At 45.1% G+C, this 12,077-nt stretch carries 12 protein-coding genes; 3 read left to right on the forward strand and 9 right to left on the reverse strand.

Features of this window, described 5'->3' with window-relative positions:
* Positions 1 to 17 precede the first annotated feature (17 nt).
* The 9 genes from M1D72_RS15685 to M1D72_RS15725 all read right to left on the reverse strand — a co-directional run bounded on the left by M1D72_RS15685 (position 18) and on the right by M1D72_RS15725 (position 8,317).
* A complete protein-coding gene (locus M1D72_RS15685; RefSeq protein ID WP_390189564.1) occupies positions 18 to 200 on the reverse strand; it encodes a hypothetical protein in 183 nt (60 codons plus the stop codon).
* A 417-nt stretch (positions 201 to 617) separates the two neighbouring features.
* Positions 618 to 1,091, reverse strand: a complete 474-nt coding sequence (locus tag M1D72_RS15690; protein ID WP_456295793.1) for a DUF2947 domain-containing protein — start codon at positions 1,089 to 1,091, stop codon at positions 618 to 620.
* Positions 1,092 to 1,100: 9 nt separating this feature from the next.
* Positions 1,101 to 1,691, reverse strand: coding sequence for an HD domain-containing protein (locus tag M1D72_RS15695; protein ID WP_456295794.1), 591 nt, complete (start codon positions 1,689 to 1,691; stop codon positions 1,101 to 1,103).
* Positions 1,692 to 1,693: 2 nt separating this feature from the next.
* Entirely contained in the window at positions 1,694 to 2,275 is a 582-nt protein-coding gene (gene rimJ, locus M1D72_RS15700; RefSeq protein WP_456295795.1) for a ribosomal protein S5-alanine N-acetyltransferase, read from the reverse strand.
* A complete protein-coding gene (gene tyrR, locus M1D72_RS15705) occupies positions 2,275 to 3,819 on the reverse strand; it encodes a transcriptional regulator TyrR (protein ID WP_456295796.1) in 1,545 nt (514 codons plus the stop codon). Before tyrR ends, rimJ begins: the two co-directional genes overlap by 1 nt.
* 102 nt (positions 3,820 to 3,921) lie before the next feature.
* Positions 3,922 to 4,950 (reverse strand): YcjF family protein, encoded by a 1,029-nt coding sequence (locus tag M1D72_RS15710; protein ID WP_456295797.1) that lies wholly within the window; start codon positions 4,948 to 4,950, stop codon positions 3,922 to 3,924.
* Positions 4,947 to 6,320: a YcjX family protein gene (locus M1D72_RS15715; protein ID WP_456295798.1), complete on the reverse strand. Its 1,374-nt coding sequence runs from the start codon at positions 6,318 to 6,320 to the stop codon at positions 4,947 to 4,949. The genes M1D72_RS15710 and M1D72_RS15715 overlap by 4 nt, the downstream gene beginning before the upstream one ends.
* Before the next feature lie 154 nt (positions 6,321 to 6,474).
* Positions 6,475 to 6,660, reverse strand: coding sequence for a hypothetical protein (locus M1D72_RS15720; RefSeq protein WP_390189552.1), 186 nt, complete (start codon positions 6,658 to 6,660; stop codon positions 6,475 to 6,477).
* Positions 6,661 to 6,799: 139 nt separating this feature from the next.
* The gene (locus tag M1D72_RS15725; RefSeq protein WP_456295799.1) at positions 6,800 to 8,317 is read right to left on the reverse strand and encodes a fumarate hydratase; all 1,518 of its coding nucleotides are present in this window, start codon (positions 8,315 to 8,317) and stop codon (positions 6,800 to 6,802) included.
* Positions 8,318 to 8,497: 180 nt separating this feature from the next.
* Here M1D72_RS15725 and pabB point away from each other — a divergent pair, with 180 nt between their 5' ends.
* From pabB to M1D72_RS15740, 3 genes are all read left to right on the forward strand, one after another.
* Complete coding sequence (pabB, locus tag M1D72_RS15730) at positions 8,498 to 9,874, forward strand: aminodeoxychorismate synthase component 1 (protein WP_456295800.1); 1,377 nt, start codon at positions 8,498 to 8,500, stop codon at positions 9,872 to 9,874.
* A gap of 191 nt (positions 9,875 to 10,065) precedes the next feature.
* Positions 10,066 to 10,653, forward strand: a complete 588-nt coding sequence (locus M1D72_RS15735) for a CoA pyrophosphatase (protein ID WP_456295801.1) — start codon at positions 10,066 to 10,068, stop codon at positions 10,651 to 10,653.
* A 258-nt stretch (positions 10,654 to 10,911) separates the two neighbouring features.
* Positions 10,912 to 12,075 (forward strand): efflux RND transporter periplasmic adaptor subunit, encoded by a 1,164-nt coding sequence (locus M1D72_RS15740; RefSeq protein WP_456295802.1) that lies wholly within the window; start codon positions 10,912 to 10,914, stop codon positions 12,073 to 12,075.
* Positions 12,076 to 12,077 lie beyond the last annotated feature (2 nt).

Below are 12,077 nucleotides of genomic sequence, written 5' to 3' on the forward strand. Positions count from 1 at the left end.
CCAAAAAATTTTTCGTTTCAATGCGACTGCTTTTTCTTCCACATACACAATTCCACCCAAATATGTTCAAGTTCACGGATTTCTTCTTCCGTGAGCACCGATAACGTTGGTTGTGAATGCGGCAATGTGTAGGCTTGCAATGAACTTATTTGCGCATAAAAGTCTTTTTTTAGCTGTGTCACTATCGATTCCACTGACATACCCTAAGTCAACCGTTACAATGAGTAATTAATATTATTTATTACAAATAATACTAGATTACATTTTTGATGTTTGACAAATAATATTTTATGGAATGTTTATCACATTAAATATTTACTGCTCTTTGCCTACTTAATCAACATATAAAGTCTGTCGCCGTGTTTGTTAATCCTAACATCAACAACGGGTGTGATCTTAATTCATCAACGTTCAATCTCCCGTCTATATCCGATTAAAATATACTCAGGATAAGCTCACGACCTGCCGAGAGAGTATTCACAACCCCTTCTAAAAATTTACTGTTTGTCAACATAGGCACTCAGTTTAACACTATTAAAAGGATCAAATGGAATAGTATGTTGCTTTAGGTGGATCTTTAGAAAATAAAAAAGCAGCCTTAGCTGCCTTTATTTTAATTATTCGCGAAAACCAATTTTTACCTGACCGTGAGAATCAAACCATAATGCTTCTTTCCGGCGTCGTCCGATCAATATTGGACCGTCATCATAGAAGAGGAAATTCTTCCAATATTTTTTAAATATCGACCATTTTGTCTCAATCACATTATATTTCTCATAACAGAAATAAACAGTCACATCGTCTTGCCATTGAATCGCATCCATCACTGCTTGAGGTAAGCTTGGCTCATCGGATTCCCACTCACTCATCCAGTCGACACTGAGTGGCCAATTACGCTCTTTGGCTGGCCAGTCTGATGAACTTAGTCTTTCTGAATCAGGGCTTTGTGCACTAATTTGTTCTTTCCAGAGCTGCGCACTACGTGCTTGATCCATCGGCTTTATCAATGCCCAGTCTTGCTCAGGAACTGGCATTGACGGGTGAGTAAAAATCCATTTTCTTTGGTATTGTTCCAAAGGTAAATAAGACATTCAGTCTCCTTAATTTGCTCTTAACCAGCCGTTTTCTACCGCTTGGTCAATCATCTTCTTCGCATATTGCCATAGGGCTTCAGAGCCCAATTCAATCTTGTTATTTATCGTCATTACTTGATGACGAGAAATACCATGCTCTTGCCAACTCTGCCCTTGATTATTGAAATTCAGTAACATCGGGATCAATCGATCCAACGCTTTGGCAAATTGTGCATCAGCGCTTTGTGCCTGTTCAAATTCAAACCACAACGCTTTCAATTCGCGAGCTTGATCATCGGGCAATAAGCCAAACAATCGCTCAGCAGCATGAGATTCTTTCTCAGATTGCTGCTCGGTCGCCACCGTGTCATATACAAACGTATCGCCAGCATCGATTTCTACTACATCGTGAATCAAGAGCATTTTGACTACACGGCTAATCTCTACTGGCTCATTAGCGTGCTCTTCAAGCAATAAGGCCATTACGGCAACATGCCAACTATGTTCGGCACTATTTTCCGCACGGCCTTGTGCCTCTTTTACTCGCGTACGACGCAAAATCGACTTTAATTTATCGAGCTCTAAAACCAGTTGTATCTGCTTGCTCAAGCGCTCCATTATTACTTTTCTTTAATCCATTCAGGGTTCGTCAACGAAGTTAATATATGATCTTCCCATTGATCATCGATCAACAAATAGTTTTTGGCGATCCCCTCTTTTTGAAATCCATTACGTTCGAGCACTGCCGCACTTTTCGCATTCTTTGGCATATAGGCTGCCATTAAGCGATGCATATTTTGCACTTTGAACATATAGTTGACAGCCATCGACAACGCCTGTGTCATAATTCCTTGGCCTTGGGCTTTTTCACCTAGTGAATAACCCACATTACATGCATAAAATGGAAAGCGACTTAGGTTACTAAAAGAGATGGTTCCGAGCATTTTTCGAGTTTGCTTTTCCTGAATAATTAAATAATACCCTAAGCCCATTTTATGCAGTTCACTCAGCTTAATTAAACGCTGCGTCCAACCATCCACACGATAAAAAGCGGGTTCTCTTTTTGGTTCCCACGGTTTTAAAAAATCTCGATTTTCATTGAAATAATCAACAATCATAGCCGCATCGGTAACCTCTGCTGTGCGTACAATGATCTGTTCATTGTGTTCGTAGACTTGAGTGGGGGTACTTAATCTTTGCATTATTTTTTTCTAATTCCATATTCACGCAATTTATTGGCTATCGAGGTATGAGAAACATTCAGTCTCTTGGCCAATTTTCGGCTCGAAGGAAAAGATTGATATAAGCGCTCAAGTACTTGAGATTCATATTCCTTCATTATCTCATCCAATGGACCTTCAAGATTGAGGTTCGCTCCAATTCCGCTACCACTATCCACTTGAGGCAGGTGGAAGAGATCAGCACTCAACACATTCCCTTCTAATTCCGTCAACGCACGCAATACCATGTTATCTAATTGGCGCATATTGCCAGGCCAACTGTAACTGCTCAATTGGTCAAGCAAGTTATCATCCAATACTGGTTTTTGAATGCCTAGCTGTTTCATATACTTACCGATAAACAGCTCAAGCAATGGACCAATATCGTTCAGGCGCTCACGCAGTGGAGGAATGCTCAAAGTCAACACATTGAGACGATAAAATAGATCCTCTCTAAATGACTTGGTTTCCGCGAGCTCAGCGAGGTTATGCCGTGTGGAGGCAATCACTCGCACATCAACATGGATTTCGTGCTCTTCCCCAACTCGGCGAAAAGTCCCATCTTGTAAAAAGCGCAGCAATTTGATCTGCAAATGAGGACTCATTTCACCGATTTCATCGAGAAATACCGTACCACCATCCGCTTGTTCAAAGATGCCTTTTTTACCCTGTTGATTGTTAAACGCACCAGGTGCGTGTCCGAACAATTCTGTCTCTGCGACATCGTCTGGCATTGAGGCGCAACTCAACACCAAAAAAGGATTCGAGCCGCGTACCGAACGATTGTGGCAGGCGCGGGCCATCATTTCTTTGCCAGTGCCAGTTTCACCTTGTATCAACAATGGCTGATCAAGGAAGGATAGCTTTTTAGCTTGGCTGATCAGAAGCTTATGACGATTTGATACGCCAACAAAATGTTCGAATCCAAGCGCATTATGCAGAGGTAAAGCATCATCAAAGATATTTTTTTGTTCTGCGGCGCGAATGATCATCACGGTGCTAGCGAGAATGGATTCGGCACTTTCACTCGAGATGTACACAGGCATACACTCAGCAACATAATCCAAACCGTTGATGACGATGTTTTCTCTCTGGCGGGTGATCGGCCCTTCAACCCATTTCGCGAAGTTGAACATCGGGATTAGGCTACTAATTTGTTGGCCAAGAACTTCGCTTTCCTCGAGACTCAATAAACTCAGGGCGGCATGGTTTGCCATATCCACCAGCCCTTTGAGGTCAATCGCCAATACTGGGTCGGGAAGATTATTGAGTAGCGAGATCAACTCGGTGTTATGACGTTCCATCGGCATAAAGGGAATACGACGGACATCCTTTACGCCATCAATTCGTCGAATTTCTGCCATGAGCGCACTAAAGGTATCAAAGTCAATATCAGGGCAGTTGAGGTAAATGATGCCAACCACATCAATTTCAATCCCTCGTAAGTCGATATTTTTCGACGCTAGAATATCCAGCAGCTCGCGAGTCAAGCCTAGCCGGTCTTCACAAATCACTTCTAGACGCACAAATAGGTTCCTAGGTTAGGTGTCAGGAAAAGTTGACAGTAGTTTCTACCAAGCGCCAGTAAGCGTCAAGCGAGAGTAAGCGAAGCTGTGTTGTTAAAGTCACTATTTCACGGTAACTGATGTTATTTTCGACACGATTTGTTTACGAATCGCGCTGAGCTTCACTGCCCTTTCCGGTTTCCAAGGAATTGGGCGAAGCAGCCCCATGGCTTTTAACCCTAACCGAGCGGTTAAAATGCCGACCCCGACACCTTGCCCTGCTCGTGCCGATACTTTCCCAGCGAGATCCATCGACATCAAATCCATTCCCGCATCCACCGCCGCTTCACTCACGCCGGCAAACGCCATATTAGCTAACACGTTTTTAAACAATTTTAACCGCGACCAATAACCCAGTTCGATGCCATACTCTTTAGCTAACTGGTTGATCATCGCCAAGTTACGCCAAGCAACCAATAGCATGTCTGCCAAGGCTAACGGGCTTACGGCAACCAGTAATGCAGATTCAGTCGCATGCTTAGTGACAATGTCACGGGCGCGTTTGTCTTGTTCACTGACAACCATAGCATCATACATATCCACCACTTCGCCATCACTATGTGTGGCGCTAATTGTGTTTATCCAGCGATCATAAGCGGGAGATTCAGGCAGCACACCGCCCTCTTTTGCTAACTGCTGGCAAAAGCTTTTCCCTTTTCCGATGCCATCACTTTGCAACAGCTCTTCGCTTTGTTGCTGGATATCAAAATGATGGCGTAAGGTGTGCAGTTTCCAAAGCTCTTTACCCAACGCACCAACACCAAGAGAAGCCACTGCGGTGATTAACCCTGTCCAACCCAAAGAAAGCCAATCTTGTTGCTGCCAAGCTTGGTAGACCGAGTCTACGGCCTGCCAACCGAGTAACCCGGTAAACGCAGTCAATAATACCGTGCCGATGCGATTTTTATTTTTACTCGGGCGTATGACTTGTTCAATTTGAACGCCATCCTGGTCTAACGACGAATCTTGAATATCGACAGGTACAAAGCTCGTTTCAGATTCAAATCGCTGCTGGGCCGTTAATTCAACTTCGGGTTCAGACTGGCTTTGTAGCTCTTGCTGATAAACGCGTTTTTTCTTTAAATCACTCATCGCAATTTATCTCCTATCAAATACTCCAGCGCTTTATCTAAGCGGATATGGCGCAGCGGATGATCTGCTTCTACGGGCATAGGACGAAAAGACGTATATTCAAATCCATTATTCTGCCAATAGTCTGCCGCAGGCAGTTTTTCTGGGACATCGCCAGGAAACAGCGTTATTGATTCACCTTGTTCACTCACCCCTTGAATGGCTGGGTGAGACTCACCTTGCTGGTTAATAAACCCCGCCTGCGTCGCCTGAATCGATGCAATGCTCATACAACTCATATCAATATTTTCATAGGCAGCGGTTTGCCATGCTGGATGAACCATTTGCTTAAGTAGCGAGGTTAAGTGCCCGTGTTGATCAGGCGTCACATGATCTGCCTTAGTCGCAGCAAACAAAATTTTGTCAATTCGCGGTGCAAACAGGCGACGTAACAAACTGCTTTTCCCATACTCGAAGCTGTGCATGATTTGCTCTAAAGCGCCGCGCATATCGGCAAAAGATTCGTGCCCCTCGTTAAGTGGAGTAAGGCAATCAACCAGCACGATTTGGCGATCAAAAGTCGAAAAGTGGTGTTTATAAAACGCCTTTATGACTTTTTGTTGATACTGCTTGAATCGCGCCTTTAACATTGCATAGTGGCTATTTTTGGTCGCGTCTTTCCCTTGAAATTGGCAAGGAAAAAATTGCAGCACAGGCGCACCATCAAGTTCACCAGGTAACACAAAGCGCCCTGGTTGAACCCAGTGCAGACCGGCTTGTTTACAGGCATACAAGTAGTCCGTATATAAACGGGCAATCGAAGCCAACTGCTTTTCATCCGCTTCCGCATTAAGGTCTAATTGAGCAAGCGCTTCCAGCCATGGTTTGGCAAGAGTTTCACGCGTTCCAGACAAAGCTTCAAACTGCGTGTTCGACCAAGTATCGAAATCCATATCAAGTAAAGGCAAGTCCAATAACCATTCGCCCGGGTAGTCAATAATGTCAATATTCAACGTTGACGTTGCACCCAATAAACGCTTCGTTTTGCGTTTTGGTCGATACTTGATCGACAAGCGAATTTCGCTTACGTCACGTGTTGGTTCAGGCCACATTGGCGGCTGCATTTCGAGCTGAGCCATCGCTTGATCATAGCTAAATCGTGGCACCATCATATTCAGTTGAGGGACGCGCTTAGCGCCCACTAAACGCTTATCACGAGCAGCAGTTAATAGGGGCAAGTTATCATGGGTTGATGTGTGCAACAGTTGATTAACCAAAGAACTGATAAACGCCGTTTTACCAGCTCTTGATAAGCCAGTGACCGCGATTCGTACATGCGAATCTAGTGTGCGGTTGATAAAGTCATTCACTTCTTGGGTAAGATTGACCATGTCGAATTCGATTTCCTCGCAGGTTAAGAATCTAAGGCAATGGACAATGAAATCGCTGATTTCATCCTAAACCGGCAGTTTAGCCATCACAACCTTAATCAAAGATGAATAAAAAAGCCTCTGAAAATCAGAGGCTTTGATTAAGATAATCGAGTTAATCGTCTTCTATCAACTTATAGATCACAAACAAAGTGATTTCTAAGAATATCCATAATATACAAGTCATGGTCACGTATTTGTTATCAAAGACACTGATCCCATGAAGAATTAAGTCATAGCCAACGAATGCCCCTACGACGACCGCAAATATGATCTGCAAAATTTGAATAAAGCGAGGCATGACCTTCTCCTGCAACTGAATTTAATGAGATATAAAACCAAACTAATGCCTAAGTATATAGACAAAAAGTGCCGCTTGCGCGGCACTTTTGTCAAAATTTGAGCAATAAAATCAGCACTTTGATGCAATCTTAAATATGTTACGCATCCATTTCAGCAATTTTTACTTTCCAAGTATCCGGACCAATTTGATGAGCATTGGTACCGCGAGCATCCACCGCAACTGTCACCGGCATATCTTCGACTTCAAATTCATATATCGCTTCCATACCTAGGTCTTCAAATGCCACAACACGCGCTTTTTTGATCGCTTTTGCCACCAAATAGGCTGCGCCACCAACCGCCATCAAGTAAACTGCTTTGTGATTTTTGATGGATTCAACGGTTGCCGGGCCGCGCTCCGCTTTGCCAATCATGCCTAAAATGCCGGTCTTATCAAGCATCATATCGGTAAATTTATCCATACGAGTCGACGTCGTTGGACCTGCAGGGCCAACCACTTCATCGCCGACCGCATCCACAGGCCCAACGTAGTAAATAAACTTACCGTTTAAATCCACACCCTTAGGTAAGCCTTCACCACTATCGAGCATGCTTTGAATACGCTTATGTGCCGCATCTCGTCCTGTCAAAATCTTACCTGACAGCAGCACGGTTTCACCCGTTTTCCACTCTTGGACCTCTTCCTTAGTCACGCTATCAAGGTTAACACGACGTGTGTTAGCCCCCGCTTCCCAAGTGATGTCTGGCCAATCTTCTAGTTTTGGTGGCGTTAACTCTGCAGGGCCTGTGCCATCCAATGTAAAGTGAATATGGCGCGTCGCAGCGCAGTTGGGAATCAAACACACCGGTTTTGATGCCGCGTGAGTTGGCGCAGTTTTAATTTTGACGTCGACAACCGTGGTTAACCCACCTAAGCCTTGTGCGCCAATACCCAATTTATTCACGCGATTAAAGATATCCAAACGCAGCTCCTCTTCTGCGTTACTCGCGCCTTTTTCAATAAGGTCTTGAATATCGATATCTTCCATCAAGGATTCTTTAGCCAAAACCGCTGCTTTTTCGGCTGTACCGCCAATACCAATCCCTAGCATTCCTGGCGGACACCAACCAGCGCCCATGGTCGGCAAGGTTTTTTCCACCCACTCGGCGATATCATCCGATGGATTGAGCATCACCATTTTACTCTTGTTTTCACTACCACCACCTTTGGCAGCGATTTGAATATCGACTTTGTCTCCCGGCACCATATTGATATGAACCACCGCAGGCGTATTGTCTTTAGTGTTGATTCGCTTGCCTGCTGGGTCCATCAAAATGGAGGCACGTAGCGGGTTGTCTGGATTGGTGTACGCTTGACGTACGCCTTCATCAACCATCTGCTGTACCGTCATATCCGTTGCATCCCACTGCACCCCCATTCCGATATTGACAAAACACGTGACGATACCCGTATCTTGGCAAATTGGTCGATGGCCTTCCGCTGACATTCGAGAGTTGATCAGGATTTGAGCGATAGAGTCTTTCGCCGCTTGGCTTTGCTCGCGATGGTACGCTTTTTCTAGGGCTTGGACGAAATCTAAAGGATGGTAGTAAGAAATGTACTGCAACGCATCAGCAACACTGCTGATGACATCTTGCTTGCGAATAACCGTCATTGCTTGCCTCGTTATTGTTATGCTTCCATTGGTCGGCACATTCTGCAGGCATAATGAAATTTAACAATAATCAACAATGACACTGCCGGGCAGAAGTAGCCGCTTTTATTCTGGTTATGATACTCTTGCTTTCCCAAACACGCCAATGGGCGAACGATTTCTTTGTCACAAATTAAACAAATGAATAACAATAGCCAAAAACCGATTCAAATCAAATCGCTCCAATATCAACGCGATCTTGCTGTCACCACGTTTTCAACCATAGAACACCTCAACTGGGCAATGCTATTACGCTCCGCTTCAAGTGCTCACATCGACAGCCGATTTGATATTTTGGTGGCCAATCCGCTCGCAACACTGGTGACATTTGGTCAGCAAACCACCCTCACCCAAGACGGTCAAACCACAACGTCAACAGAGGACCCGTTCACGCTACTTCAACAAACGCAGGATGCGCTGCTCGGCGATATTGAATTTCATCAATTAGACCTGCCGTTTGTCGGTGGCGCTGTTGGATATTTCGCCTACGATCTGGGGCGCCGAGTGGAGTCGATTCCCGATATCGCAAGCCACGATATCAATGCGCCCGAGATGGCCATCGGCTTGTATAATTGGGCGCTGATTGTCGACCATCAAGCCTGTACGGCGTATATCGTAGGACAAGACGTTGAGCAACATGCGCATTGGTTATTCGAACAAGTAGCCACGCCTTGCGCTGAGTTTAAACTCAACTCTGATTGGCAATCGAATATGTCGCCTTGCGCCTACGCCGATAAATTTAACTCAGTACAGCAGTATCTGCATGCCGGAGATTGCTACCAAATCAACCTCGCTCAACGTTTTCGCGCTGAATATCAAGGCAGTGAATGGCAAGCGTATCAAGCACTTGAAGCCCACAATCTCGCTCCCTTTTCGGCGTTTATTCGTTTGGAGGACACCGCAATCATCAGTGTTTCTCCAGAACGTTTTATTCAATTAAATCAAGACACGATTGAAACTAAACCCATCAAAGGCACACGTCCTCGGTCTACCGATCCTGTGGCAGATAAAGCCAACGCCGACGAACTGGCCAACGCACCCAAAGATCAGGCAGAGAATTTGATGATTGTCGATTTACTGCGTAACGACATTGGGCGTGTGGCAACACCTGGTAGCGTTCAGGTGCCAAAGCTGTTTGATATTGAAAGCTTCCCTGCCGTGCATCACTTGGTCAGTACCATCCGCGCTCAATTAGATACGGGCTATCGCCCAGCGGATCTGCTGCGTGCAGCGTTTCCTGGTGGCTCTATTACAGGGGCACCTAAAGTGCGCGCGATGGCGATCATTGAAGAATTAGAGCCACATCGGCGCAGCGCTTATTGTGGCAGCATCGGTTACATTAGCCGTCACGGCCACATGGACACCAGTATTACCATTCGAACCTTAGTGGCTCATCAAAATCATCTGTATGCTTGGGCAGGAGGCGGTGTCGTCGCCGACAGCCAATGTGACAGTGAGTATCAGGAAACGCTCGATAAACTGAGCCGTATCTTACCGATTCTTGATCAATATCGATAACTTATGTGAACTCAGCTTGGAGTATTAGCCTCGGTTTTTTGGTAGCCCATTCAGTGTTCAAAAATTCATGATTGGCTACCGAATTCACCCCCTGCGCGGCACAGTTTGTCTATGCTTATTAGAAAGTTACTCTATCATGATGATAATTTGTGGCATGATAACCGAATAAGGAGCGCATTTTGGAGAGCACCATGACTCGCAGTGATCTGTTACAACAGTTTCAACTTCATCCACCGGTTGCCTATCACCACCATGCAATTGCTCGAGTCTCTCATATCAAACCGCAAGAATTAAGAAAAGCGGCGGTTTTGATAGGTTTTGTTGAGCGAGATAATGGGCTAAATGTCATTTTTACCAAACGCGCTGCACACCTTAAACATCATCCCGGCCAAGTCAGCTTTCCCGGCGGAAAATATGAACCTTATGATGACGATTTATCAAGTACTGCTCTGCGAGAAACACAAGAAGAGTTAGGTATTGATCACCATCAGGTAACGATATTTGGTCAGTTGCCGGAACTGGCGACGATTAGCCGCTTTACTGTTACCCCCTTTCTGGCCTTTGTCCGTTCAGATTACCAGCCTCATATTGACCATAATGAAGTCGAGCAATTGTTTGAGGTGCCTGCGGATGTCGTGCTCGACCCAGAGCAGCTGCATAGCCATCACTTTCGTATTCGCGGTCAACACCATACGGTTTTTGGCTTTAGTCATGACCAACATTTTATTTGGGGCATGACGGCGCAAATCATCCAAGCGCTGCAAAAACAGTTCGCCTAGCCATTTGCTATCGCTCGTAGACAAGTCGTCTCGGTAAACGGCAGGTCATTGCAACTAAAGTGATTTTCTTTGGTCAAACTTTCTGCGAACGCGAGGCTAACCCGTGAGTCATTCCTCCGTTTTACGTTACTTTACCTATATTTACACTCACTTCTCTTTGTCTTGTTCGCCCTACGTTGTATAAACAATACATCAATGATGTGCGCTGTTACGGCGACATCTCGACTTCAGATTACAGACATCATTAAAAAGTAGATTATGAATAAAAAACTTGTGGTGATTACCGTGGCTTGCCTGATTGTGGCAGCAGGAGCCAGTTATTATTTTTTTAAGCCTTCCGAGGTAAAAACCAGTTACGCTTCTGAACCTGTTCATCGTGGGGATATTGAAAATACCGTTCTCGCCAACGGTATGCTTCAAGCGTCTAAATTAGTCAGCGTTGGTGCGCAGGTCTCTGGGCAGATTGATGAACTTGCCGTGCGGTTAGGCGATGACATTGAGCAAGACGACCTTGTTGCGCAGATTGATAGCCTAACTCAGCAAAATAGCCTCAAAAACGCACAAGCTTCTCTTGGCAGTTTGCAAGCTCAATATCAGGCAAAACAAGCGCAAATCAAACAAGCGACCTACGAATACCAGCGTCAAAAAAATATGTTGTCAGCCAAAGCCAGCTCACGCAGTGATTACGAAACGGCAGAAGCTAACTTAGCCATTTATAAGGCGGAGTTAAAACAACTGGATGCTGAAATTGATCAAGCTATTATCAACGTTGATAATGCCAAGCTTGATCTCGGTTACACCACCATTACTGCGCCTATCTCCGGTACCGTGGTTTACACCGCAGTAGCCGAAGGCCAAACGGTTAACTCAAATCAAACCACCCCGACCATCATCGAGATGGCCAATCTGGACGTCATGACCGTAAAAGCGCAAATATCAGAAGCCGACGTTATACATGTTCAGCCGGGACAAAAAGTGTATTTCACGATTCTTGGTCAACCAAACAAACGTTATGAAGGGACACTCAAAGCGATTGAACCTGGTCCTACTCTGATGGATGGCGACGATAACGACCTTGAAATCAGCGACAGTGATGCCGTGTACTATTACGGGCTGTTTGATGTGCAAAACCCAGACCGGGTTCTTCGAATTGGCATGACCGCGCAAGTATCGATCATTTTAAATCAATCGAAAAACGCACTTTTGGTGCCCGCGCAAATCCTCAAATCCACGCCTAACGGCTATCAAGTTCCGGTGCTCAACCAAGGCCAAGTTAAATATCGTGACGTCAAAGTTGGGATCAATAACAAGATCCAAGCTGAAATACTCTCTGGGTTGAAAGAAGGTGAACAGGTTGTGCTTGGAGAAACCACGCCAGGCGATGGCGGTTCAGGACGCCGCGGCCCAGGTATGAGGTTCTAATC

This window comes from Vibrio sp. AK197 (assembly GCF_053903115.1).